This is a genomic window from Sporolactobacillus nakayamae (genome assembly GCF_900113325.1).
Classification (GTDB): domain Bacteria; phylum Bacillota; class Bacilli; order Bacillales; family Sporolactobacillaceae; genus Sporolactobacillus; species Sporolactobacillus nakayamae.
In genome coordinates this window covers 1-25,944 of sequence record NZ_FOOY01000005.1, presented here as the reverse complement: position 1 = coordinate 25,944, position 25,944 = coordinate 1, and the positions used below count along the sequence as shown (strand labels likewise).

General features: G+C 44.6%; 25 protein-coding genes and 1 rRNA gene. 16 read left to right on the top strand and 10 right to left on the bottom strand.

The window, feature by feature from the left end; genetic code table 11:
* The first annotated feature begins 488 nt into the window (after nt 1-488).
* From BM003_RS03680 to BM003_RS03655, 6 genes are all read left to right on the top strand, one after another.
* A complete protein-coding gene (locus BM003_RS03680) occupies nt 489-1,031 on the top strand; it encodes a helix-turn-helix domain-containing protein (RefSeq protein WP_093670236.1) in 543 nt (180 codons plus the stop codon).
* A 70-nt stretch (nt 1,032-1,101) separates the two neighbouring features.
* The gene (locus BM003_RS03675; RefSeq protein WP_093670561.1) at nt 1,102-2,202 is read left to right on the top strand and encodes an ABC transporter ATP-binding protein; all 1,101 of its coding nucleotides are present in this window, start codon (nt 1,102-1,104) and stop codon (nt 2,200-2,202) included.
* Nucleotides 2,195-2,998 (top strand): ABC transporter permease, encoded by an 804-nt coding sequence (locus BM003_RS03670; protein ID WP_093670234.1) that lies wholly within the window; start codon nt 2,195-2,197, stop codon nt 2,996-2,998. The genes BM003_RS03675 and BM003_RS03670 overlap by 8 nt, the downstream gene beginning before the upstream one ends.
* On the top strand, nt 2,992-3,801 hold the full coding sequence (locus BM003_RS03665; RefSeq protein WP_093670232.1) for an ABC transporter permease: 810 nt from the start codon (nt 2,992-2,994) through the stop codon (nt 3,799-3,801). Before BM003_RS03670 ends, BM003_RS03665 begins: the two co-directional genes overlap by 7 nt.
* A complete protein-coding gene (locus BM003_RS03660) occupies nt 3,798-4,871 on the top strand; it encodes an ABC transporter substrate-binding protein (protein ID WP_093670230.1) in 1,074 nt (357 codons plus the stop codon). The genes BM003_RS03665 and BM003_RS03660 overlap by 4 nt, the downstream gene beginning before the upstream one ends.
* A 183-nt stretch (nt 4,872-5,054) precedes the next feature.
* Nucleotides 5,055-5,873, top strand: a complete 819-nt coding sequence (locus BM003_RS03655; RefSeq protein WP_093670229.1) for a RecX family transcriptional regulator — start codon at nt 5,055-5,057, stop codon at nt 5,871-5,873.
* Nucleotides 5,874-5,957: 84 nt separating this feature from the next.
* On the opposite strand, the gene BM003_RS03650 is transcribed toward BM003_RS03655, so the two are convergent.
* Nucleotides 5,958-6,947, bottom strand: coding sequence for a metal-dependent hydrolase (locus tag BM003_RS03650; RefSeq protein WP_093670227.1), 990 nt, complete (start codon nt 6,945-6,947; stop codon nt 5,958-5,960).
* 154 nt (nt 6,948-7,101) lie between these two features.
* On the opposite strand from BM003_RS03650, the gene mutY reads away from it, so the two are divergent.
* Nucleotides 7,102-8,181, top strand: coding sequence for an A/G-specific adenine glycosylase (gene mutY / locus BM003_RS03645; RefSeq protein WP_093670225.1), 1,080 nt, complete (start codon nt 7,102-7,104; stop codon nt 8,179-8,181).
* Between the two features lie 45 nt (nt 8,182-8,226).
* Complete coding sequence (locus BM003_RS03640) at nt 8,227-8,382, top strand: gamma-type small acid-soluble spore protein (protein ID WP_093670223.1); 156 nt, start codon at nt 8,227-8,229, stop codon at nt 8,380-8,382.
* Between the two features lie 401 nt (nt 8,383-8,783).
* Here BM003_RS03640 and BM003_RS03635 read toward each other — a convergent pair whose 3' ends face one another.
* A complete protein-coding gene (locus BM003_RS03635; RefSeq protein ID WP_093670221.1) occupies nt 8,784-10,112 on the bottom strand; it encodes an IS1380 family transposase in 1,329 nt (442 codons plus the stop codon).
* Nucleotides 10,113-10,370: 258 nt separating this feature from the next.
* Here BM003_RS03635 and BM003_RS03630 point away from each other — a divergent pair, with 258 nt between their 5' ends.
* The 5 genes from BM003_RS03630 (at nt 10,371) to BM003_RS03610 (ending at nt 16,327) form a co-directional block, all read left to right on the top strand.
* The gene (locus tag BM003_RS03630) at nt 10,371-11,360 is read left to right on the top strand and encodes an ABC transporter ATP-binding protein (protein WP_093670219.1); all 990 of its coding nucleotides are present in this window, start codon (nt 10,371-10,373) and stop codon (nt 11,358-11,360) included.
* A complete protein-coding gene (locus BM003_RS03625) occupies nt 11,357-12,325 on the top strand; it encodes an ABC transporter ATP-binding protein (protein ID WP_093670217.1) in 969 nt (322 codons plus the stop codon). The genes BM003_RS03630 and BM003_RS03625 overlap by 4 nt, the downstream gene beginning before the upstream one ends.
* Nucleotides 12,326-12,594: 269 nt before the next feature.
* Nucleotides 12,595-13,599, top strand: coding sequence for an ABC transporter permease (locus BM003_RS03620; RefSeq protein WP_093670216.1), 1,005 nt, complete (start codon nt 12,595-12,597; stop codon nt 13,597-13,599).
* 118 nt (nt 13,600-13,717) lie between these two features.
* Nucleotides 13,718-14,617 (top strand): ABC transporter permease, encoded by a 900-nt coding sequence (locus BM003_RS03615; RefSeq protein ID WP_093670214.1) that lies wholly within the window; start codon nt 13,718-13,720, stop codon nt 14,615-14,617.
* A gap of 108 nt (nt 14,618-14,725) precedes the next feature.
* Nucleotides 14,726-16,327 carry an ABC transporter substrate-binding protein gene (locus BM003_RS03610; protein ID WP_093670212.1) on the top strand — a complete coding sequence of 534 codons (1,602 nt, stop codon included), beginning with the start codon at nt 14,726-14,728 and terminating at the stop codon, nt 16,325-16,327.
* Nucleotides 16,328-16,396: 69 nt separating this feature from the next.
* Here the strand turns inward: BM003_RS03610 and BM003_RS03605 are convergent, their stop codons facing one another.
* The 8 genes from BM003_RS03605 to BM003_RS03570 all read right to left on the bottom strand — a co-directional run bounded on the left by BM003_RS03605 (nt 16,397) and on the right by BM003_RS03570 (nt 23,394).
* Nucleotides 16,397-17,029 carry a response regulator transcription factor gene (locus BM003_RS03605; RefSeq protein WP_093670210.1) on the bottom strand — a complete coding sequence of 211 codons (633 nt, stop codon included), beginning with the start codon at nt 17,027-17,029 and terminating at the stop codon, nt 16,397-16,399.
* On the bottom strand, nt 17,022-18,062 hold the full coding sequence (locus BM003_RS03600) for a sensor histidine kinase (RefSeq protein ID WP_093670208.1): 1,041 nt from the start codon (nt 18,060-18,062) through the stop codon (nt 17,022-17,024). Before BM003_RS03600 ends, BM003_RS03605 begins: the two co-directional genes overlap by 8 nt.
* Nucleotides 18,059-18,796, bottom strand: a complete 738-nt coding sequence (gene liaF, locus BM003_RS03595) for a cell wall-active antibiotics response protein LiaF (RefSeq protein WP_245734029.1) — start codon at nt 18,794-18,796, stop codon at nt 18,059-18,061. Before liaF ends, BM003_RS03600 begins: the two co-directional genes overlap by 4 nt.
* 113 nt (nt 18,797-18,909) lie before the next feature.
* Nucleotides 18,910-19,548 carry a PspA/IM30 family protein gene (locus BM003_RS03590; RefSeq protein ID WP_093670206.1) on the bottom strand — a complete coding sequence of 213 codons (639 nt, stop codon included), beginning with the start codon at nt 19,546-19,548 and terminating at the stop codon, nt 18,910-18,912.
* Nucleotides 19,549-19,575: 27 nt separating this feature from the next.
* Nucleotides 19,576-19,920: a lmo0954 family membrane protein gene (locus tag BM003_RS03585; protein WP_093670204.1), complete on the bottom strand. Its 345-nt coding sequence runs from the start codon at nt 19,918-19,920 to the stop codon at nt 19,576-19,578.
* A 271-nt stretch (nt 19,921-20,191) separates the two neighbouring features.
* Nucleotides 20,192-21,256 (bottom strand): FUSC family protein, encoded by a 1,065-nt coding sequence (locus tag BM003_RS03580; protein WP_177184624.1) that lies wholly within the window; start codon nt 21,254-21,256, stop codon nt 20,192-20,194.
* Nucleotides 21,257-21,376: 120 nt separating this feature from the next.
* Entirely contained in the window at nt 21,377-22,672 is a 1,296-nt protein-coding gene (locus tag BM003_RS03575) for a glutamate-1-semialdehyde 2,1-aminomutase (protein WP_093670200.1), read from the bottom strand.
* A 95-nt stretch (nt 22,673-22,767) separates the two neighbouring features.
* Entirely contained in the window at nt 22,768-23,394 is a 627-nt protein-coding gene (locus tag BM003_RS03570) for an NUDIX hydrolase (RefSeq protein WP_093670198.1), read from the bottom strand.
* A 220-nt stretch (nt 23,395-23,614) separates the two neighbouring features.
* Between BM003_RS03570 and bcp the strand changes: the two genes are divergently transcribed.
* The 3 genes from bcp to BM003_RS03555 all read left to right on the top strand — a co-directional run.
* Nucleotides 23,615-24,082, top strand: coding sequence for a thioredoxin-dependent thiol peroxidase (gene bcp / locus BM003_RS03565; RefSeq protein WP_093670196.1), 468 nt, complete (start codon nt 23,615-23,617; stop codon nt 24,080-24,082).
* A 295-nt stretch (nt 24,083-24,377) separates the two neighbouring features.
* Complete coding sequence (gene perR, locus BM003_RS03560; RefSeq protein ID WP_425441036.1) at nt 24,378-24,863, top strand: peroxide-responsive transcriptional repressor PerR; 486 nt, start codon at nt 24,378-24,380, stop codon at nt 24,861-24,863.
* A 933-nt stretch (nt 24,864-25,796) separates the two neighbouring features.
* Nucleotides 25,797-25,944: ribosomal RNA gene (locus BM003_RS03555) — 16S ribosomal RNA — on the top strand; the annotation flags it as partial.

Here is a 25,944-nt window from a genome sequence, read left to right as displayed (position 1 = left end):
AACGCAAAAGCCATCACTGTGAGAGTACGTCCTGTATGCAACGCGAAAGCTACCACACCCTGCGGAAGTAAGGACCGGGCGCTTTTTGCCCGGTTTTTTAGAAAAAATGTCGAAAAATGTTATGAACAGTATGCACAGCTTTATCCACAGACTTGACACTGTAAAAGTCGGATGAATGAGCACTTATACACTGATATCCACATAATCCACAATTTGATTTATATTTATTAACAAAAAAATGCACATTTTTACAGCGTATTAATAAAGGCTTTACAGAAGTTATCCACTTATCCACAGAGTTATTGACATTTTCATAATCCTCGTTCTAACAAATTCAGAAAAGTAGAATTTTCATCAGCCCCAATTCGACAAAAATTCAGCATATTTTCCTTCAGCTGATTGTTATTTTTCACAAAACATTTATAATGAATTTGTTTTACTAAACTTAGTGTATATAAATAGTAAACAAACGAAAGTGGGGACTATCGGTGTTGATCGGCAGAAAAATCAAGAATCTGCGCCTTAAGAGCGGCTTGACACAGGAAGAACTGGCAGAGCGGACGGATCTGACGAAAGGCTACATATCACAAATTGAGCGTGATCTGAGCTCGCCCTCTATTGAAACTTTTTTTGAGTTGTTGGCAGTCTTGGGCAGTGATCCGAAATCATTTTTCGATGATCAGACATTCGATCAGAAAGTGGTTTACCAGGAACCGGATCAGTCTGAGTTCTCCGATGAACAGCTTGGTTATCAGGTTCACTGGCTTGTCCCGGAGTCAAATGAAAAGCAGATGGAGCCCATTCGCTTGACGCTTGGGATTCGAGGCGCATTTAAAACGTTCGAGCCTTCTCCATCTGAGACCTTCGTCTATGTTCTCTCTGGCGCCATCGCCGTACGCCTCGGAAAGAAGTTTTATCACGCGAGCACAGGTGACGCCATTTATTATCACGCTACTGAGGAGCATCAGTTGATTAATAAAGGCGACATGCCTGCGGAAATGATCCTCGTCGCAACAGAGTCTTACCTATAAGCGAAAAAAGATTCAGAAGAAAGGATGTGACATCCCGGGCCGTCGCTTGTCGAGGGTGCCGGAACATGAGATGGCAGAAAAAATGATGATTCAATTTGATCATGTCACCAAGAAGTTCGACGGAGAGACTATATTGCGTGACATCAGCTTTGATATTGAGCGTGGCAAATTCTACACGTTGCTTGGGCCGTCGGGTTGCGGAAAGACAACGATTCTACGTTTGATCGCCGGATTTTTAGAACCTACCGAAGGAACACTAACATTCGACGGGCAATTGGTTAATAAAATTCCACCGAACAAACGGCAAGTCAACACCGTTTTTCAAGACTACGCGCTTTTTCCTCATCTGAACGTCTTTGAAAACGTGGCGTTCGGTCTACGTATAAATAAATTGGCAAGTAAGGAAATCGCGCCAAGGGTTAAAGAAGCATTGCACTTTGTTAATTTGGATGGTTATCAGAACCGTGAAATTTCTGACTTGTCAGGTGGTCAGAAACAGCGCGTGGCGATCGCGCGTGCCATCGTCAATCGCCCTCAAGTACTACTGCTGGATGAACCTTTATCCGCATTAGATTTAAAATTGCGCACGGCCATGCAGTTCGAGCTTCGTCAGTTGCAGCGCAGGCTTGGCATTACATTCATCTTTGTAACGCATGATCAGGAAGAAGCATTGGCGATGTCTGATGAAATTTTTGTCCTGAATCAAGGGAAGATTGAGCAAAGCGGTTCACCGCGATCCATTTATGATGAACCGATCAATCGCTTTGTCGCTGACTTTATTGGCGAATCAAATATTATCCCAGGCAAAATGCCGCAGGATCGTGTGGTTTCGTTTGCGGGGAAAACGTTCAATTGTGTCGATCAAGGCTTTAATAAGAATGAATCTGTAGAAGTCGTCATCCGTCCGGAAGATCTGGAGTTGAAGCAGCGCGGGGAAGGGCTTCTTCAGGTTCGCGTGGAATCGCAACTGTTCCGCGGCGTGCACTATGAGATCATTGGCAAGGATGAGGCTGGTAACTCGTGGATGATCCATTCCACTAAAAGTGCGAAAATCAATGATGAAATCGGTCTGTACTTTGAACCTGAAGCGATTCATATTATGCGTCATGGTGAGTCGGAAGAAGACTTTGATCGGCGGCTCGAAAGCTATGAGGGCGCAGACCATGACTAAGAAACTGACAAACATTTATCTTATTCCCTATGCGCTTTGGATCGGACTATTTGTTCTTGCACCCTTGGCGATGGTCTTATACTATTCTTTTTTCACGATCCAAGGGCATTTTTCATTTGTGAATTATTTACGGTTCTTCACACCTATTTATTTGAAAATGGCTGTTAGTTCCATTGGCTACGCCTTTTTGATCACACTGTTTACTTTATTGATCGCATATCCGACCGCGTACTTACTGACACGGCTTAAAAACAGAAGACTCTGGCTGCTGTTGATTATTTTGCCGACATGGATTAACGTGCTCTTAAAGGCTTATGCCTTTATCGGCTTGCTTGGAACCTATGGTCTGGCGAATTCGCTAGCCGCATTGATCGGCATCGGACGTCAGCAGATTCTGTTCACAGGCTTCAGTTTTGTTTTTGTCTCGGTCTATTTATTTATTCCGTTTATGATCCTGCCTATATACAACAGTCTGGAAAAATTGAACAGCAGTTATGTCGACGCGGCGCATGACCTTGGCGCGTCCGCAGGGGCGACGTTTCGTCGTGTTATTTTTCCGCTGACACTTGAGGGCGTAAAATCCGGATGCCAAGCTGTGTTCATTCCTGCCTTATCCTTATTTATGCTAACCCGATTGATTGCCGGAAATCGCGTCATTACGCTAGGAACAGCGATTGAGGAACATTTTCTTGTTACGCAGGACTGGGGGATGGGCGCAACCATTGCCGTCTTCCTGATTCTTGCTATGGTGATAGTGATGGCGCTAATGGGCAAAGGAGGGCTGAAACGATGGTGAAAAAAAGGACATGGGCTTCCATTTACCTCTTTTGCGTCTTTGTCGTGCTCTATCTGCCCATTTTCTATCTGATGTTCTATTCATTTAACAAAGCGGGAACTATGACTCATTTTACCGGATTTACTTTGGACTGGTACAAGGAAGTGTTTTCAGATAAGCGATTGATCGTCATTGTGATTGACACTGTGATTGTGGCACTTCTGTCTTCAGTCATTTCAACGGCACTTGGCGTTGTCGGCGCACTGGCGGTCTATAGTACGAAAAGACGAAGCGCAAAAAACGCTCTGCTTTCTTTGAACAATATTTTGATGGTGAGCCCGGACGTGATCATTGGTGCTTCGTTCCTAATCCTTTTCACGCTGATTGGCATTAAGCTCGGCTTTGTTTCGGTTTTGCTCGCTCATATCGCTTTTAGTGTGCCCATTGTTGTTCTGATGGTCTTGCCAAAGCTGCAAGAAATGAGTCCGACGTTTATAGATGCGGCGCGCGATCTCGGCGCAAGGAGGCGTGATGTGCTGCTAAAGGTAGTTCTGCCATTTATAACGCCGGGGATTTTCGCCGGGTTTTTCATGGCGCTTACCTATTCCCTTGACGATTTCGCGGTTACGTTCTTTGTCACCGGCAATGGATTTTCGACACTCTCCGTTGAAATTTATTCACGGGCGCGTCAAGGAATTTCCATGTCGGTGAATGCACTCTCAACGCTTATCTTTCTAATAACGCTGGCTATTGTGCTTGTCTACTACTTCTTTAGCAATGGCATCGGGAAAGCAAAGAGTTATTCGGGAGGTCGGCGCGTATGAAAAAAATTAGTGTCATGCTTGTCGCCGTTTTGATCCTTGTCCTTGTTCTGGCCTTTGTTGCAGCAAAACTGACGGGATCGACGACGAGAGCAGGTGCCAAGACCTTGACGATCTATAATTGGGGCGACTATATCGATCCAACGCTCATCACGAAATTTGAAAAAAAGTATGGCTACCGTGTGGTGTATCAGACTTTTGATTCGAATGAAGCGATGCTGACCAAAATTCAACAAGGCGGCACTTCGTTTGATCTCATCGTTCCATCGGATTATATGATCAGCAAAATGCGTGATGAACATTTGCTGCTCCCAATCAACATGAAAAATGTGCCTAATTTAAAAAATGTGGATTCTCGATTTATGAACTTGTCTTTCGATCCGAATAATCGCTATTCAGTACCATATTTCTGGGGGACCGTGGGCATTGTTTATAATCCGAAGATGCTGGGCGGGGATAAGATCACCAGTTGGAACGACTTGTGGGATAAGAACTACAAAAATCAAATTCTGCTTGTCGATAGTGCGCGCGAGATCATTGGCATGGGTCTGAACAGTCTGCACTATTCCGTCAATGATACTAATGAAAAGCACCTCGATCAGACATTACGGAAATTGAAACGATTGACACCGAATATTAAAGCGATCGTCGGGGATGAGAACAAGCTCCTGCTCCCAAGACGAGAAGCGGCAATCGGTGTCCTTTGGTCAGGTGATGCAGTAGAAATTATGGATGAAAATCCGGAATTGACGTACGTGATTCCCAAAGAAGGATCAAATGTCTGGTTCGACAATATGGCGATACCGAAAGGCGCGACGAATAAGAAAGGTGCCGAGGAATTTATCAACTTTATGCTCGATCCGAGAAATGCGGCAAAAAACGCGGAATACGTCGGTTACGCGACACCAGATAAAGCGGCGATGCGCTATCTTCCGAAGAAAATTAAGAATGACAAACGCTTCTACCCGGATAAAAAATTGACAGATCGTCTTGAGGTGTATGATAACTTCAGCAAACCGATGAACGCGAAATTTAACGAGTTGTTTCTCGAGTTTAAAATGAGTCATCATTAAGTTTTAGGAGAGAAATTTTTCTCTCCTTTTATTTTGCTTCATTTAATTGACCACAGGCGATTAGTGTATGGCTTCCGCGGACAATCCTGCCAATGCGCAACTTTCTGCGACGAATTCATATTTCTCCAAACGAATACACTAGTTTATGATATGATATGGATAAAAGTGCTGGAGGATTGATCGATGGCGGTTATCACCAGGATACGGATGAATGAAAAAGAACGTGGTTTTTTCATCGTGGATGTTTCTGAGGAGGACGGAAGCGAGGAAAGTCTGAATGTACACGAAGACATTCTCGTTCGGGAGGAATTGCGCAAAGGATTAGAAGTGCTTCCGGAACAATTGGAGCGTCTGCGCAATGAAGCTTCAGGCATTCTCGCCTATAATGCGGGCTTGCGTTATCTTTCCTACCGCATGCACAGTGTTCTTGAAATGAAGGAATACTTAGAGAAAAAGCGGTTTGGCACAGTTCAGATTGACTACGCAATTCAGCGATTGACGCGTGAGAAGCTGCTTGATGATGAGGTGTTTGCTACATCATTTATACGCACGCGCATCCAAACGTCGACAAAGGGACCGCAGCTCATCTACCGGGAACTGCTTCAAGCAGGGGTTGCACAAGAAATCGCCTCGCAAGCAGAGGAACTCTTTCCTGTTGAAAAGCAGGTGGACCATGCACGTAAATACTTAGCCAAACAGACATCATCGGTTAAAAATAAAAAGTCCAGATCAGAAGCAAGACTTGTACTCGCAAGGCTGTTGATGCAGCGAGGCTATTCACGTGAGATCAGTGATCAGGTACTAAGTGAAATCACGGAATTCCTTGAGGAAAATGAAAAGAATGCGTTAGCACATCAGGCGGAAAAAGCGATGCAAAAATATAAAAAGTTCTCAGGACGAGACTTTGTACAGAAAGTGAAAAACTATCTTTTTCACAAAGGATTTCCAATTGACGCAATCAATTCATTTCTGCGCGAACGTGTGAGTGAAATTAACGAATAACTAAGGCGAACAACATTCAATTAATAAAAAAGGGTATCCCGCAAGAGCGGATACCCTTTTTTATTCTGTTCATAGGTGGCATAATCAGGAATGCATACGAGCCAGAACAAGCTTCTTGCGCAATTTACGCTCGCTGAATACCCAGCCTGTATACGAACTCTGCACATGCAGGTTTTTATCAAGCCAGACCGTCGCGGTAAACGGATAAGTACCTTTTGAGTAATATCTGAGGTCAGTAAACTGGATCACATTTCTGCCATTGCGCTGCGCAATCGACCAATGAAAGATCGGCGAGAACGACAGGAACGCGCGCACATTTTTGTCTTGTGCAGCCGCCTGAATCATTTTATTATCAAAGTTAATCGGTGTGCGGTCGAATCGATCAATCATGTACAGTTTCCGACCATTTACTTTCCCTACGTAAAAGTATTTTTCACTTTCAGCCGCCAGATGATAATGGGACCAGCGGATGGTTGGTGATAAATAAACTTTTGTCAGCTCAGGAATTTGACTTCTAATATATTTGATTGTGTTCCTATGATAAATGCCGCGCAGGACGTAATAAACAGCAATGATCGCATAAATCAAAATGAAGGTAACGCCCGGATGCCCAATGGTCTGCCAAATAGCGAAGCCAATGAGATGCATGATGAAAATAAACGGATCAAAAATATTTATCGTTCCGAGCGCGACCCACTTTTCTGTTAAGGGACGGACTGCCTGCGTTCCATAGGCGTTGAAAATATCGACAAAGACATGGATGCAAACGGCCGCAAGTGTCCAAAATACCAACTGACCGGCGTTTGCTCCAGGAACAAGGGCTAAGATTATTGCCGCGAGAATAAACGGCCAAAGCGCCGTCGCCGGAAGCGAATGCGTCATTCCACGATGATTGCGAATGTAGGTCGCATTGTCTTTTAATTTCAAAACTGTGTCAATGTCGGGGATCACTGAACCTGCAACCACGCCGATCATTACCGCCTGATAGGTTAGCGGACTTTGCGCGACAGTGGGATCCAAAGTTGCTAAACCGGCCAAACCAAACCCCATAACAATATGAGTCGCTGTATCCATGAAAAACAATGTCCTCCCTTTTCAAAACATGCTGTTTCTTCAATGGCATCAGGATCAAGTTACTCTGCTTTTATTGTCACACAAATTCAAGGATAATGGAAGGGTTATATATGTCAATTCATGTGGAAAATGAAACTAAGAAAGGTTGACTAAAATGGATGCGCAACAAATCAAACAGTTTAACCATGACTTATTGGATTGGTTTCACACGAAGGGAAGACAATTGCCTTGGCGTGAAACCAATAATCCTTATTATATTTGGATTTCAGAAGTTATGCTGCAACAAACACAAGTGAATACGGTCATCCCATATTATAACCACTTTATCAGCAGGTTCCCGACACCGGAAGCACTTGCAAATGCGCCGGAGCAGGAAGTGCTGAAATGTTGGGAAGGCCTCGGTTATTATTCGCGCGCCCGCAATCTTCAGCATGGCGTTCGTGAAATGGTGGAGAATTATGATGGGCGATTACCGGACAATAAAGGCGATCTATTATCTATTACAGGCATCGGCCCGTACACAGCGGCGGCTTTGCTCAGTTTCGCATACGATGAACCTGAGCCCGCTATCGATGGCAACCTAATGCGTGTTCTTTCGCGCGTGTTCCTGATTGATGATGATATATCAAAACAGAAAACGAGAAAAAAATTCGAGAACTTGGCAAGTGATTTGATCGCCCGAACGGAACCAGGTGCATTCAATCAAGCGCTAATGGATCTAGGAGCGATGACTTGCCGTCCGAAAAAGACGGATTGTCTGCAATGTCCTGTCCATGCTTATTGTCTTGCCTACGATGAGGGCGTTCAGCTTGAATATCCAGTGAAGAGCGGAAAAGTAAAGCTGCGGTCACTGAATTATGCCGTATTGCTGATTCAAGATGAGCAGGGCCGGTACCTCATTGAGCAGCGTCCGGAAAAAGGATTGCTTGCCGGACTTTGGCAATTTCCAATGATGTCGCTCGATGAATACGAAGAGCAGAGTCAAAGAGCAGACTATGTTCGCGACCGATATGGATGCGCGGTTGCACCTGTGCGCAAGCCTTTCTCCTACACACATCGTTTTTCACATCTAATATGGAGGCTGACTCTTCTCGAAGGCAGGGGCACAACGAAGAAACCATTGAAAACAAGACAATGCTGGACAGCAAAGGATGAGTTCGAGCGCTATCCTTTTCCGGTATCACATCAAAAGATTATTGAGTGGATTAAAAATAATCGACAAGATCATACATAATATTTATCCTTTTTGGCTAGATTATGGTGGTGGAGGTGATACTCAATGGCTAAGAACACAAATGTGGGCACAGACGCGGAACAAGTAAAGAAACAAAATGCCCAGTCCAAGAACGAACAGTACAGCGGTGAATTTGGTAGTGAAACCAATGCACAGGAAATTCGTCAACAAAATCAGAAGTCGCAGCAAAATAAGCAGTAATCACCTAAAGTACGGAAAAAACACCTTGTCCAGATCATGGACAAGGTGTTTTGTTTGTGTGCGCCCGTCGAGAAGGCGTGGCTGGTTTTTCTTTGACTTTTCCAACAGATGAAGAGTATACGTTCGATTGAGTGCTATCACGTGAATAAATTTTCCAATACAATAGTAACCTGAATTATTCATAAAGCATAATTTCACCGCTTTTTAAGGGGTGATTATTTGAAGAATCGAGTGATTTGTCGTTTAACGCTTTTTAATTTGAGTCAATGATCGGACGTTCTGATGATCTAAGGGAAAATACACCTACTCAAGAACGGTTAGACAGCCATTTGCCTGTTTCGCAGACAGACTGATCCCGTATTTCTGTAAAACAGGGACTTAAATTCGATTTTCTTACGGCATTACACCCGTGCGGGTAATTGGCGGATCTGTTCGAGTATCTGCCAAAACTCTTTTTGATAGAGACAGTGACTGCAGAGTCGAAAGATCAAGTAGCGACCGGAGTGAATCAACCTCCCGGCAATCTTGACGAGTCGAAGGCGAACCGTGTCCATGCGCAGCACTTTCTTCTTCATTGTCTTGGGTAGGCAAAGTAAATGGAAGCCGACTTGAAAATTATTAGCGAGCACCCGGATCTGCAGTTTGGTTGCGTTCGCTTCAAAACGCGTGCTGCTCAGCTGGTCAAAGGCAAAGCCCTGCTTGCCTTCCTTGATCAAGTTCTCCATTGTGCCCCGGTTCTGATAGAACTTGACCACACGTTTAGCCGGAAGACTCATGTTCGTGACAATAAATGTTGGCTGAAAAAACAGTTCCCCTTCGGGGCGCTCCAGTTTCACCACCACCCGACGGGAGGTGGCCCAGGAAGCGGCCTGATAAGAAAACTCAGTGTAAAATACGACGGAGGTACCGACGGGACAATGCTTCTTTTCTTGAAGTTTTTCTGCCAAGTTCTGCGCCTTTTCATTCAGTCTGTGATTAGCTTTCAGACGAATCGCATAAAAAACATCTTTTTCCTCACACAGGGTATACAGTCCGGGAACGGCGAATCCGCTGTCGCCACGGAGTGCCAGATCCTGTCCGGGGACAAGCGACCGATAATGCTCCAGCACAGGTCGGATAAAGTCCACCACGCCGCGAGAAGTATAGACATTACCAGAGCGCAGGTCAGCTTTTAGGCACGCACCCGTCAATGAGTCAAACAGGAATAGAGGGTGGAATCCGTTGTCCTGGTAATGGGCATTGTAGGCAGATCCCTCTTGTTTCCCAGCTGTTTCGAAATTAGCTGAATCGACGTCAAGCACCATCTGCTGGCCGTGTCGTAAAGAAAAAAGCCCATCCAGATAAGCTTGATTGATGCTTTTCAGTGACTCAACCGTTTGCTCATCCACTTTTTGATTGACTCGGGAAAGAGTCGGTTGAGAAGCGAGACGATCTTTCCCAAGAAGTGTCGTAAAAACAGGCTCGGTACCGAGTTCATCGGCTTGATCATCCGTGTGATAGCCGGCTAAATGTTGGTAGATTTTTTGAATAACCGCATCCGCATTGGTATGACGTGTGTGTGAAACGGAATCGTTAATGTTCAGTTGCTCATGAATCAGCTGACTGAGGCCCATTTTTCCATCAAATTCGCGGTAGAGAAGCAAGCCTGAGTCGGAAGAAAGAGCGCCACCCGAAAAGCTAATTTTGATTTTTTTATTGAACTGCAGCGATGTTTCTTTTACACTAATCATATGAGGAGTCCCCTTACCTTGTATGTTTTATTGTCGCAAATTAATCATACCAAGGAGGGGCTCCTTTTTCATTTATTTTTTTCACTTAATGGGTGAACAGCAAGGTTGCAAGTCACCCTTGTGCTCTCAGCGTTTATCGCCTCTCAGGTGTAGTGCTGTGAATAATTCAGGTAGTAAAAAAGTTTACATTTAAAAAAGAAAAAAATGCATGCAGTGTCCAAGATGGTATAATAACCAAAAAGGAGGTGAGTATTCAGAATGGATGAAACACTTTTAAAAGTAGAAGGATTGCAAACATCCTTTTTTACTGATGACGGAGAAGTGCCGGCGGTTGATGGAATTGATTTCTCGGTTCACGAGGGAGAAATTCTTGGAATTGTCGGCGAATCTGGCTGCGGCAAGAGTGTGACGTCCCTTTCAATAATGGGTCTGCTTCCTTCGCCCCCAGGAAAGATTGTCGGAGGTCATATCTATTACAAGGGCGAAGACATTAGCCGAGCCAAAGAGTCGAGAATGAGAAAATTACGCGGAAATGATATTGCTATGATTTTTCAAGAGCCTATGACCTCGCTTAATCCGGTTTTCACAATCGGTGAACAATTAATGGAAGCCATAAGACTACATAATCATCTTTCCAAAAAAGAACAAGTTGAGCGTTCAATAGAGTTGTTAAAATTAGTTGGACTCCCGAGAGCTAAGGAATTATTGGCAGAGTATCCTCATGAACTGTCCGGAGGCATGCGGCAGCGCGTGATGATCGCGATGGCTATGTCCTGCAACCCGAAGGTTCTGATCGCTGACGAACCGACAACCGCACTTGACGTGACCATTCAAGCCCAGATCCTTGACCTGATGGTGAAACTTAATAAGGAAACACATACCGCTATTATTATGATCACTCATGATTTGGGTGTTGTCGCCCAGATGTGCCATCGAGTTGTCGTCATGTATGCGGGAAAAATCGTTGAAGAAGGGCCGGTTAAGGAGATTTTCAGTCATCCTAACCACCCGTACACAGAGGGATTGATCAAATCAATTCCTGATCTGCATGGGAAAAAAGACAATCTCTATACGATAAAAGGCAGTGTTCCGAGACCCGGATCCATCGCCAAGGGGTGTCTGTTTGCGCCGCGATGTGAATTTGTTATGGACAAATGCCGAGTAAATGCCCCCGAACTATCGGGCAGTGTTCATAAATCGCGTTGCTTTCTTCATCAGGAGCAAGGCAGAAAGGAAGTCCATACATGAGCGAACCGCTTTTGCAAGTTGAGAATCTCAAAAAATACTACCCAATCAACGGCGGAAAGTTCGGCAGTGTATCAGAAACTGTTCGCGCTGTTGATGGCGTGAGTTTTACGGTCAACGAAGGGGAGACCTTGGGAATCGTTGGTGAATCGGGTTGCGGGAAATCGACAACCGGACGAATGATTATGCGTTTGATTGAGCCGACTGAAGGTAAAATAATTTTCCAAAACCGAAATATTATGGAGCTCACGAAGCGTGAGATGCGAAAAGCGCGCAAAGATATCCAAATGATTTTTCAGGATCCGTTCGCCTCGCTTAACCCTCGCCACACTGTTGGTCACATTATTGAAGAACCTATGATCGTTCATCACATGGGTGACAAAAGGCAGCGTCAGAAACGCGTCGAAGAGCTTTTGGAGCTTGTCGGACTCAGCAGCTATCATGCGAAGCGCTATCCGCATCAATTCAGCGGCGGTCAACGTCAGCGCATCGGCATTGCTCGAGCACTAGCCGTGCGTCCCAAAGTCATCATTGCCGACGAACCGGTTTCCGCTTTGGATGTATCAGTTCAGTCACAGGTGCTCAACCTTCTCAAGGATTTGCAGAAGAAATTCAATTTGACTTTTATCTTTATTGCCCATGACTTGAGTGTTGTTCGTCACATCAGTGACCGAGTCGGTGTGATGTATCTTGGAAAAGTTGTCGAACTTTCCGAGAGCGAGAATCTTTACAATGATCCGAAGCATCCGTATACGAAGGCATTACTATCTGCGGTTCCGATTCCAGATCCGGATATTAAGACCGAGCGCATCATCCTTGAGGGTGATGTGCCAAGTCCTGCCCATCCGCCTGCAGGGTGCGCGTTCCACGATCGCTGCCCGGTCGCAATGGATATCTGTTCGATTGAACAACCGCATCTTAAGACTTTGGACGACGGTCGATTGGTTTCCTGTCATTTATACAATTAAATATCTGAATTATTTATTTCACTGATAAAAAAGTGTAAAAAATAAAGAATTTAAGGAAACGAGTGTAAGCGCCCCGGCAAAACGCCGCATCCTGCGGGATCAGCGAGCCAGGGGAGACCCCACAGGCATTATGGCCTGAGCCGAGGAGGCTCCCGGATCGCCCGCCGCAAGCGAGCAATCGGAGCGTACACAACAATCAAGATGTTTTTTTATGTAACCGCGAAAAGCACACCATTACTTAATGGGTGTCATAAGAGAGGTGAAATCTCATGTTCTACTACTCGATAAAACGATTACTCATGCTCATACCTGTTCTGCTTGGGATGACCTTAATCGTGTTCGCCATCATCCACGCGATTCCCGGTAATCCTGCACTGACGATTCTCGGGACGAAAGCAACCCCGGAAGCTATTCACAGCCTTAACCGATCACTCGGGCTGGACAATCCCTGGTATGTGCAGTATTTCTCCTATTTAAAGGATATATTGAGCGGTAATCTTGGAACGTCTATTCAAACTCATGCGCCGATCGCCAGTGAAATTTGGCCGCACTTAGCGGCGACGATCGAGCTTTCATTTATAGCGATGATCATTGCCGTGTTCGTTGGCATCAACGCTGGAATAATCAGTGCGTGGAAGCAAAATTCATTTCTCGATTATACAGCGATGATCCTTGCTTTAATTGGTGTGTCAATGCCTGTATTCTGGCTTGGTTTGCTTGAACAATGGGGCTTCTCCATTAAACTGCAATGGCTGCCGTCAATCGGACGGGATGATATCCGAAATGGTGTTGATCCGATTACCAATCTTTATCTGATTGATACATTGCTGCGCGGTCGATTGGATCAATTTTGGATGGTCATAAGGCATCTGATTCTTCCGGCCATTGCACTTGCGACCATTCCGACTGCGATTATTGCCCGTATGACTCGATCAAGTATGCTTGAAGTGTTGAAATCGGACTATATTCGAACGGCCAAAGCAAAAGGACAACGGATGGTTTGGATTGTGTACAAGTATGCCTTAAAGAATGCATTTATTCCGATTTTAACCGTTATCGGATTACAGACCGGTCTGCTTCTCGGCGGGGCAATCCTTACGGAAACAATCTTTGGGTGGCCGGGCGTCGGTCTCTATATTTACAACGCGATCCAATATCGTGATTATCCGGTCATTCAGTCAGGAATTCTGATCATTGCCTTCATTTTTGTCATGGTCAATTTTATAGTTGATCTTCTTTATGGGCTTTTTGATCCGCGGATTAAATATCGATAAAAGAAGATGTTTAAAAATTTGGGCGGGTAGTTTTATTTAGCTGAAGGGCTAAGTAATTCTTTTCACCCTCCTTCTGAGCGATTTTTCGCATCATAATATAGGAAAGAAGGTGTGTAGAATGTCACAAACTTCCCAAGCAACGGCTGATCCGACTGTGATCGAAGACAAGAGTTCGTTCATCATTGCAATCAGCGAATTTTGGAAGTCTTATCGAAAAAATAAGCCTGCCATTGTTGGAACAATCATCGTCCTTTTCTTCATTCTTCTTGCGATCTTCGCGAACTTTATTGCTCCTCAAGGGATTAATGATCAAAATATAGCAAATAGACTCCAACCGCCGTCTCCAGCTCATTGGTTTGGTACGGATGACTTCGGTCGTGATATATTCAGCCGTATTCTATTTGGTGCAAGGCTTTCGCTCCGTGTTGGCTTTTTATCGGTGATCGGATCGATCATTGTCGGTACACTGCTTGGCGTTCTTGCCGGCTATTTTGGTAAGGCTCTCGACGTGGTCATTTCACGTGTCTTTGATATATTGCTTGCATTTCCAAGTATTCTCTTATCCATTGCCATTGTGGCGATTCTCGGACCGTCACTGAACAACGCTCTTGTCGCAATCGCGATCGTCAACGTACCCGTGTTCGGACGCTTGGTTCGCTCACGAGTGCTAACGGTTAAAGAAGAAGAGTATGTCATGGCTGCACGCTCCATTGGAATGGGTGATATGCGTATTATTTTTCATCATGTGCTCCCGAACAGCATTGCTCCGATTATTGTTCAGGGCACACTGAATATTGCGACAGCGATACTCGATGCTGCCGGATTAGGATTTCTTGGTATGGGTGCGCAGGCGCCACTGCCGGAATGGGGCAAGATGCTGTCCGATTCAAGGGAATATATTCAGAATGCGCCATGGACGGTGCTCTTTCCCGGGCTCGCAATTGTCTTAGTCGTTGTCGGTTTTAACCTGATTGGGGACGGGCTTCGCGACGCACTCGATCCGCGCATGAAGAATTAAAAATATAGTATTCTAAACCTTCACTATAGTATGTTGTATCAATGCATAATAAGAGTTACAATGTTTAAGATTTATATACTAGATATGAGATTTCTAAGGGGGATTATCATGAAGAAGAAGTATTTCAGCTTGACGCTCATCCTCGTATTGGCACTGACCATGGTGCTTACGGGTTGCGGCAACAGCTCATCAAGCAGTTCGAATGACAGCAACAAAACGCTCGTCTTTGGACGCGGCGCCGACACGACATCGCTGGACCCGGCTGTTGTCACCGATGGCGAATCATTCCGTGTCACACAAAATATGTATGATACGCTGGTTGCTTATGATTACAAGAACCAGACAACCGAAGTAAAACCTAGTCTTGCAGAAAGCTGGAAGATTAGTGACGCCGGAAAAACGTATACGTTCAAACTTCGCAAAGATGTTAAATTCTCCGATGGAACTGCCTTCAATGCTGAAGCTGTTGTTTACAACTTTGATCGTTGGATGAACGGCAAAGCATCTGGTAAATTCGCTTATTTCCCATCGATGTTCGGCGGATACAAAGGTGACGCCAGCCTCGTGATTAAAAGCGTCACTGCACCGGATAAAAATACGGTCGTATTTAACTTGAAAAGATCTTCCGCACCATTCCTGCAAAATTTGGCTATGTCGCCATTCGCAATTTCAAGCCCTGCCGCGATTAAGAAATATGGCAGCAAATATGGTACAACGGCTGGTGTAGGTACCGGTGCTTATGTATTTAAGAACTGGAAAAAGAACAACACGATTACTTTAGTTAAGAATAAACATTACTGGAAGAAAGGTCTTCCTAAACTCGATTCTATTGTCTTTAAAGTTATCCCGGACAACAGTTCCCGTCTCAACGCATTGAAGAACGGTGAAATCGACATTATGGACGGATTGAATCCAAGTGATATTAACGGCGTTAAGGATAACAAGGATTTCCATATTTCTTATCGTCCGCCGATGAATGTTGCTTATCTTGGTTTCAACGTAACGATCAAACCATTTGATAATAAGAAAGTTCGCCAGGCATTGAACATGGCTGTTGACAAAGAAGCTTTGAATAAGGCATTCTACAACGGTCAGGCACAACCTGCAAAGAACCCAATGCCACCGGTTCTGCTTGGATTTGCTAAGGATCTCAAGGATTATCCTTATGACATCAAAGCAGCTAAGAAACTGCTTGCTGAAGCAGGTTACCCACATGGCTTCTCAACGACCCTATACACGATGTCCAACCCTCGTGACTATATGCCGCAACCTGCAAAGACAGCTGAAGCGATTCAGTCAACCTTTGGAAAAATCGGCGTCAAGGTTAAGATCGAGAACGTTGAATGGTCCTCATACATTGAGAAACTGCAAAAGGGCGGCGCGCCAATGTATCTGATGGGCTGGATTGGCGATAACGGAGATCCGGACAACTTCCTTTACACGCTGCTTGATAAAGACAGCGCCGGCACGAACAACTTGTCCTTCTATAAGAGTGAGAAACTGCACAAAGTGCTTATTGACGCTCAAACGGAAACCAATGTATCAAAACGTGCTGCACTGTACGAAAAAGCGCAACAGATTATTCACGAAGACGCCCCTTGGGTACCTCTTGAATATGCAAAAGCCGCGATCATTGGCAAGAGCACCATCTCTGGTTATGCTCCAAGCCCGACCGGCAGCGAACCATTGGAAAATGTAACGATAAAATAAGTGAAATTCTTGAATTCGAACTAGAAAACCCGCACTCGTTATGAGTGCGGGTTTTCTAATTTCGATATATCATTCACACAACTTATGTTGAAAAGCGTAAATCACCGCTTGCGTTCGATCCTGTACTTCCAACTTGCTGAGAATATTGCTGACATGCACTTTGACCGTTTTCAAAGCAATAAAGAGCTCATCGGCAATTTCCTGGTTGCTTTTGCCACGTGCCATGAGCAGCAGAACTTCCATTTCACGGTTGGTCAGATCATCATGGAGTGCTTTGTTCTGCCTGTTTTTCATCCGAGACATGACTTTTTCCGTGACTTCGGGCTCGAGCACAGATTGGCCATCATAGGTTGAACGGATCGCCTTGGCAATATCGCTTGCTTTGGATGTCTTGAGCAGGTAACTGGTCGCTCCTGCTTCAATTGCCGGATAGACTTTATCGTCATCAAGAAAGCTTGTGACGATAATAATTTTGGCGTCGGGCCATTTTTCAATAATATGTTTCGTGGCTTCGATTCCGTCCATCTCTTCCATTACCAGATCCATCAGCACAATATCCGGCTTTAATTTTAATACCAAATCAATGGCGTCACGCCCGTTATCGGCTTCGCCAACAACATTGATGTCAGCCTGTGCGGATAGATAAGCGGACACACCAATGCGCACCATTTCATGATCATCCACAAAAACAACGTTAATCATTGTTTTCATCCCTTTCGAGTATAGGCACTTTAATTTCCAAGCTTGTTCCTTTGCCCGGCAAACTCACGAGTTTGATCTGACCGCCGATTTGCGCGGCGCGTTCCTTCATATTCTGCAGTCCATAGGATCCGGGTTTAGCCGCCTGCATTTTAAACCCGACACCGTCATCCGTAACACGCAAAATAACAAAATGTTCACGCTTGATCAGTAAGACATCCAAGTTTTGCGCTTTGGCATGACGCAAGGTGTTCGAAACCGATTCCTGCAAAATGCGAAAGAGCTGGTCTTCAATACCGCGTTCTAACTTGATTGGCTCGATCATCGCGTTAATCGTAAGCGGTACCTTTTGTTTGAGCTCAAGCAGAAGTTCTTCCATTCCTTGTTTAAGTGCTTTGCCATGAAGCTGCACAGGTCTCAGATGGAGGAAGAGCGCTCTCATTTCAAGCTGAGATTGGTGAATCGTCTGTTCTACCAGCTTCAGTTGCCTGCTCTCTAAGTCTTCTGAAACGGGGCGAAGTTCATTAATTGTCGACATCAGCATCGAGGCGGCGAACAGTTGCTGGCTGACCGAGTCATGCAGCTCACGCGCAAGTCGGTTGCGTTCTTCAGAGACGATCTTTTGGATCGCTTTCTCTTCGATCTCTGATTTGTCATTTGCCGTATGCTGTGCGAGCTGTGTCAATTGATTTATTTTAGTGCTGATCTTCTGCGCGTGTTCCATAATCTGTTGTAAGTCGCATGAATAGCTGTAATCAGCAACTGCGTCCTTGCCTTGTCCAACCTTGTCCAAAGTATCGCTGATCAGGAAAAATTGCCTACGTATATAAAGTCCGGAAATCAGACCGACGATGCCCCCAATAAAGAGAGAAAGAATCGGTACAATAAAAACAAAGGGAAGGTGCCAGATTTGCTGTTCCCAGAGCATGGACCAATGCGCTGGCGGAAAGGCGAAAAGAAAAAGAGAAGCAAACAGAACCAAGCAAACGAGTGCGAAGAAGATGCTGACGATGACTTGCCGTTTCACCGCTGTCATACGCGCAGCACCTCCAAATTCCCGACAATCGCAGAGATCATGATTTTTATTTTCTGATCTTCTTGATCGTAGCTGCTGGTCTGCATGATTCTGGATTCGTGAATTAATTGGTTTTCATGGTGATCAAAGAAGTCTATTTGGCCCAGTACTACAGAGTAGTGAAGAGAGACTTCGACACCATATGGAACGAGAATGCGTACTCTTCCAGCGAGCTGCCGAATAAAGATAACCGATTCTTTTTTTGGCAAAATGGTATGGCTGAGGTCGATGATGGTGTCACCGGCACCGGTTTGGATATTAATATCCTGCCATGCATAATCCTGCCCGGGAGTCTCCTGATGACCAAACCACTTATTATTGAGCAGTGCCGAAAGAATAGTCACATCTCCTTCGTTCTCTGTCGGATGATCAAAGTCGGGTGTGATTCGCTTCGGATTCTTTTTTCTCTGAATAAAATCAATCACAAAGCAGATAAACAGAGCGATGATAATGAATTTAAAAACGAGCATGTTGAGAATAGTGAATCCAAGTCCGATCAGACCAATCCAAAACAAAACTTTTCCTTTTCTTATGTGTCTATTGTTGCGACCATAATAAACCATGGCGCCAAATAGGGCGATTGGGAATAAGAAGCCCCATCCGTCAAATATGGTTTGGAGGATAATGAGAAACAGGCAGACAATAATGAGCCAGCTGTATTTATCATTTTTCAGTTGCTCAAGCATAACCTTCATCTGCCTTTCTCGCTGCGCTTCAGCTGATTTATGTAGGTAAAAAAGGCGCGCTCGGCACACCTTTTTCCATTTTATCATCCTTATGTGAGACAGGCTAGACCGTGATTTGACTGTTAGTTGGTTTTACCCTTCTCAAGCTCGCGTTCAATTTCTCGTATGCGTGCGTCAATGGTATTCTGGTGATAATTCGTAGTGATTTTTTGCTCCAGTTGTTCCAGATACATTTCACTTTCCTCGAACTTGGAAAACGATTGACCGAATGCCCGCTCCGGCTGAATCACACTGTTCATTCGATGATTCGCGTTTGCAATATTTTCCCGACTCATCAATTCCATCCGCTTCAGATGCATATCTTTTAATTTACGTTTCATTTCAGCGTACTTCTGCTCGAGTTGATCCAATTGGTTCACGGACGTATCATAGGCATTCTTTAGACGTTCGGCTTTTTGCGTGTAGTCTTCATGTTCTTTTAGCGCGAATGTGTAGAGCTCCGTTTCTGATGCGCGCTCGGCAATTTCGGCTTGGCGCTGCCTTTTCGCAGCCATCTCGGACGATTCATGAAACTCTTTGATAAATTGATCTTTAAGCAGATATTGACGGTCGATCAATTCGCGTACGCGTCTGACTTCCTTCTCGCAGCGGCGCAGATGCTGATTCAACATCGCGATCGGGTTCTTTTGCTCCTTCTGGTCCAGCATGTCGTTCAAATCAGCGGAGATGGAGTCCTTCAAACGGGTAAATAGATTGCTCATTGTAATCTGCTCCTTTTATTATGTGTTTTATTTGTGGCTGAACTCTTTCCATTCTTTCTCAAAGTGGTCGAATGGGTCGCTTGGCTGGCGGACGGCGGCTTTTTCATTGTTCCATGCTTTGTACACAAAGTAGAGACCTACCAGTGCGACAATGCCGATGATCGCGGGAACATTGCTGATGGAGAAGCAAAGGGCGATGATCCCCACGATTGCCCAAAGAACTTTGCCTCCGGTTGAATCGGCACGATTGAACCGTTTAAACGCGAAGTAGAGAATGGCAAGGCTGACGATTAATCCGATCAATGATCCCACCTGGGTGAGCAGGACGATCAGGCTGACGGCTCCGAGTAGAAACAGGGCAATTTTTTTCATATGTGTGATCCTCCTTTCTAGATGGTGTTCGAAAAGTCCGGGAAAAGACAATGTGGATCTTCTGCTAACGACGTGCACGAAGTCACCGCATCCTGTAATGCTATCCCTTTGTCCTCCTTTTCGAACGACTCTTTCTATGTCTTAATCATATAAAAAAGGCGGGACCCGGATAATGAGCCAAAGCTGTATCTTGTGGTAAGCCTTTGGACTTAGGTTCAGGTCAACGGATGGGATGACAAAACCCGTGTCTCAAAAAGACACGGGTCGTCGATCATTTAATGCGGTTTGCTTTCTTATGGAACGCCTGATAGCTGGTGACCAGCCGATCGAGGTGTTCGATATGCTGGCTGTAGTCGATAATCGTTGAAATAAGCGGTAAGACATCCAGCCAGTCGTCACGTTTAGTTTGCGAGAAAAAGGAGAAAAAAGTGTTTGCGAGCTCTGATCGGTGTTGATAGTCTTTTCTTGCCTGCTCTTCATGGCGTTTTCGTCTGATTTTGCCATCAAATTTAAGAAGGACGCGTTCATGAAATGTCATGAGTCCGCTGAGCTGAAGGCTAAGCGTTTCTCGGAAGTCGGCTGGAAGAAGCCGGTATGCATTTTCATTACGGTCCAGTTCGTTCAAAGCCTGATGAAGCAGCCTCGTTGCCGTAATCATCTCACGAAAGATCACGGTGCGTCTTAGTTTTACCGGCTTTGCTTTTTTACTGAAAACGCGCTCCTCTTTATACCAATGGTAGTAGTTCTCGATTTTCAGTTTTCTGCTGTCGAAGGCCGCCATCTCGTTCTTGATCTTTGTATTATCCGAAGCACCGCCGCTGAGCAGACGCGTCCATTTGAAAAGCAACGTGGTTTGCGTGAGGATTTGTTCATAGAGCGTTTTTTCATAATGCGGTGGGAAAATCAGCATATTGACGAGCGTCGCTGATACAACGCCGATACAAATCATTGAGAATCTGCGAATTCCTTCAAAAAGAAATTGAACATTATCGTTCATGCCGCTCGACATAATGAAGATAACGGTCACCATGGTTAGTGTAAGCGTCCGATGCAGACCGAGTTTGAGATGCAGGGCGATCACGAAGACGACAGTAAGACCAACAATAATAGAGGTGTCGCCAAAGATAATCACGGCCGCAACTGCGATCAGTGCACCGATTAGGTTGCCATAAATGTTTTGAATCATGGCGCGAAACGAGCGTTGGACGGACGGCCGCGTGGTCATTGCTGCCGCGACGCCCGCCATGATTGGCGGCGTCATGCCAAGCGCAAGTGCGGTCATTAAAGCGATCGTTACAGCAACTCCTGTTTTCAGACTGCGCGCACCTACATGCATAACCGTTATCCTCCTTTTCATTAGAAACCTTGGCTTCGCCAACTACTAAGTTTATTTATACATTAATCATAATGCAAAAAAAAGAGAGCGGCTAGACCCGCTCTCTTCCCCAAAAAGCCATCAAGATTTAGCGAGCTGAGAAAAAGCGTAGTCTACAGCTTCGAGTGTTTCATCAATATCCTTCTCGGTATGCTCAGTAGTCAGGAACCACGCTTCATATTTTGAAGGTGCGAGGTTGACGCCTTTTTCAAGCATGTATTTGAAGAAACGTCCGAACATTTTGCTGTCTGTCGCTTTTGCTTCTTCATAGTTTGTGATTTCATGATCAGAAAAATACAGAGTCATTGCTCCACCGATGCGGTTGATGGCAATGGGCAGGTGGTATTTTTCGTTGACGGCGTGCATTCCATCCTCAAGCTTCTTGCCAAGACGATCCATTCGTTCATAGATCCCCGGTGTTTGCAGCACCTCGAGACAAGCGATGCCACTGGCCATTGAGAGCGGATTGCCCGCCATGGTTCCTGCCTGGTAAGCCGGACCAAGCGGCGCAACCTCGTCCATAATTTCTTTCTTGCCGCCATAGGCACCGATCGGCAGTCCTCCGCCGATCACTTTTCCCATTGCAGTTAAATCCGGAGTCACGCCTAGATAGTTTTGCGCGCCGCCGTACATGAATCGGAAGTTCGTGATGACTTCATCATAGATAACAACGGATCCCGCTTGATGGGCGATTTCATTAATCGCTTCAAGAAAGCCGGGTTGAGGCATGACCATACCAAAATTGCCGACTATAGGTTCAACAAGCACGCCGGCAATATCTGCGCCCCATTTTTCGAATGCGTGTTGAAGCGTGTCTACATTGTTAAAAGGCACGGTAATGACCTCTTGCGCCGTACTTTCTGTTACACCGGCAGAATCAGGAGATCCGAGTGTTGACGGTCCGGAACCTGCAGCGACAAGAACAAGGTCAAAATGACCATGGTAGCTTCCTGCAAACTTCAATAGTTTCTTTCTTCCGGTAAAGGCACGAGCGACACGTACCGTCGTCATGACCGATTCTGTTCCGGAGTTGGTAAAGCGAACTTTATCTAATGAAGGAATCGCCTTTTTTAGCATCACAGCCAAATCTGTTTCGAGTGTCGTTGGTGTTCCGTAGAGTACACCAAGTTCAGCTTGTTTTTTAATGGCCTCAGTGATGTGCGGATGGGCGAATCCGGTAATAATCGGACCGTAAGCGGCTAAATAGTCTATGTAACGGTTGCCGTCTTCATCCCAGAAGTACGCGCCTTTTCCTTTTTTCATGAAAACCGCTGCGCCACCGCCGACCGCGGCATAAGAGCGCGACGGACTGTTAACGCCGCCGACAATATGCTCGAGTGCCTCCGCATAGAGTTTCTCAGAAGTCTGTATAGTCATGTGATCAATCTCCCCTTAAACCAATCTTGTGATATTTCTCACTTAAGTATCCAATACATGCCAATAAATGACAAGCAATGAACCTTGGCAGAGGATTAATCAAACATGCGATGGTTCATTAAGAAAACGAAATGTTCAAGAATACGTGCCGTTAAACCCCAAATCGTTTTCCCTTTATATTCGTAAAAAGGTTCGGTGATTTGCAGATTACGGAATGCGTAGTTCTTTCCGGAAACAATGCGTTCGAAAGGAAAGTCCGCATTTCGATCCACCGAGAAAGTCAACGCGTGTTTCTCCGGAATCTGTTTCATCAGCCATGGGAGAGGAATTGTAAATGTTTCCTGGACCTCTTCCGAGTTGGGATTGAGCGGTTCGGATGCATCAACCACACCAACAAAAGGATAAATGAATAAATCGGAAGTTGCGATACATGTTCCCATTTGCCCAATCACATTAATGGCTTCTTTCCTGATTCCCAGTTCTTCGCACGTTTCCCGAACGGCTGTCTCACGCATAGAGCCATCAATTTTCTCGCTCCGCCCACCGGGAAAGCAACTGTCTCCGGGCTGCCGCTTTAGATGCGCCGCGCGAACTTCCAATAATATAGACCATGTATTGTCTTTTAGAATCAATGGGAGAAACACCGCCGATTTCTTCGCGGTATCCTCCCCAATAATTGACCCGTCGTTTTCAATTCGTCGCATAATACTTTTAATATCCATATGATCACCTACAGTCAGACGATTTATCACTTCTAGTTTACCATTATTAGCGATTGGACGCCTGTTAGAGCATAAATTGAATGCGCATTAATTCACATAGCCACGTGTGCAGGTTATGATATAGGAAAGAAGCTACGAGAACGAGCTGTATGAGGATAGTTTCGTTTGATGATATCGTAATTCAACTGATAAATTACATGGAAAAGAAGGAGTAAACATTATGCTAGAGGCGGGCACGAAAGCACCTGATTTTACACTTAAAGAGACAGAAGGAACTGAAGTCACTTTATCTGACTATAAAGGAAAGAACGTTATCCTTTATTTTTATCCGAAAGATATGACACCCGGATGCACTACAGAAGCTTGTGATTTTCGCGACCAGAATAGTCGTTTTGAAGAACTGAATACTGTTGTCCTCGGAATCAGTCCCGATCCGATCGAAAAGCATCGAAAATTTACCGAGAAGCATACATTGCCGTTCACACTCTTGTCAGATCCTGATCACAAGATCGCAGAAGCGTACGGAAGCTGGCAAATGAAAAACATGTTTGGGAAAAAAGCGATGGGTATTGTTCGTTCTACTTTTATTATTGATAAAGAAGGAACGATTGCCCATACTTGGCCAAAGGTTAAAGTGACCGGACATGTTGATGCTGTTTATCAATACATTCAGGAGCATCTTGCCTGACTTAGCTCCATTAAATTCATTATCAAACAACATAGTAATTGAAAACGTCAGGACGCAGAGTATGTCCTGATTTTTCATTTTTGTCTATGCACTGTTAATTATCAATGTGTGTGAATGCACGCGTACAAAAGTGGCAAAATAAGACGGGAGCTCATCACTTTCTCGTTAAAAGTTTTTAGAGACAAGTGCTGAACATTGACAGGACAAGCTTCAACCATGTAAACTTAAAATGTAATTGTAACGATTGTAATCTAATAATTGATTTTGATAATCACTATTGCTGAAAGCGAGGTGCATGACGGTGAGCGACAATATGTTAAAAGTAGATCATGCGATTGAGATGCTAAAGAGCTCCGGTGTTCGCATTACACCGCAGCGTCATGCGATTCTGGAATATTTGGTTATTTCCGATTCACATCCGACGGCAGATGATATCTATAAAGCGCTTGAACATAAATTTCCAAATATGAGTGTTGCGACTGTATACAATAACTTACGCGTATTTAAAAAAACGGGATTAGTTAAAGAATTAACCTATGGGGATGCGTCGAGTCGATTTGATTTCTCGACCAAACGTCACTATCATGTGATCTGCAGCAACTGCGGTAAGATCGTTGATTTCTTTTATCCTGCTCTTGATGAGGTAGAGGCATTGGCGGCTCAGGTTACCGGTTTTAAAGTGGATCACCACCGCCTTGAAATATACGGCGTCTGTCCTGAATGTCAGGAAAAGGAAAGCGCCAATCCGCCAAAACCGGAACATGAAACGACAATTGGTTGATGCTTCGCTCCTTGATAAAACTTAACTAATCTACCTTTGGGTACCGCAATATAACGTGGTGCCTTTTTATTTTGGAACAGATGTATTTGATGAACTTAAAACATTTATAGAGGGTGTTCAAAAAGTCCGGGAAAAATTGCTGTCGAATCTCTGTGTCAGCTTGTTTCTCCGCTCCTCACGTATCAACAGGGGAACTTCAACTAATACCGTGCACGTCCTGTGCACAACGTTGAAGTCATCACGTCCTGTGAAAGTACGCGCAGGTAGCTCGAAACTGCGCTTCCTTGATCTTCTCGGCTCTTTTTGTCCTCCTTTTTGAACAGACTCTTATAGTAGTATAGAAACAATTTGTTAGAAATGGACAGCGCGTTAGGGTTACAAGACTCAATCTGTTATTCAATTTACACGAAACAAAGGCGTTTGGGTAAGTTTTACGTTCATTTTTTCGTATTATGTCTAAATAGGTATTGACGTTTTAAGTCATACATGATAAATTAATTGACGTTGTCTTTTACGACATCTTGTATAATCATGTCGGATCTTGTGTTGATAATTCATTTACTAAGTGAAAATCTATTGACACGTTACGATATCACATGTTATGATACTTCTTGTCTTTTTAATAAACTTAATTATTTTGCTCAGTAATTGAAACAAATTGCTGAATCATCTCGAAAAAAAGTTATTGACAATGATTGATTAAAGATGATATAATAATTGAGTTGCTGTTTGAAATGTTCCTTGAAAACTAAACAAAAGCCAAGCGTGATTTAAAAAGGGTTTAACCCCTGATAAATTCAAATTGCTATGGATCTTATGAACGAGCTTCCACAGGATGTGGTGACTTCCGCGTTATGCACAGGACGTGCATGACTTTAGCGGAAGATCCGCTCCTTTGGAACTGAAACAAAACTGTGTTATAAAGCAAGACACTTTTTGGAGAGTTTGATCCTGGCTCAGGACGAACGCTGGCGGCGTGCCTAATACATGCAAGTCGAGCGCATTGAAGGGAGCTTGCTCCCGGATGTGAGCGGCGGATGGGTGAGTAACACGTGGGTAACCTGCCTGTCAGATTGGGATA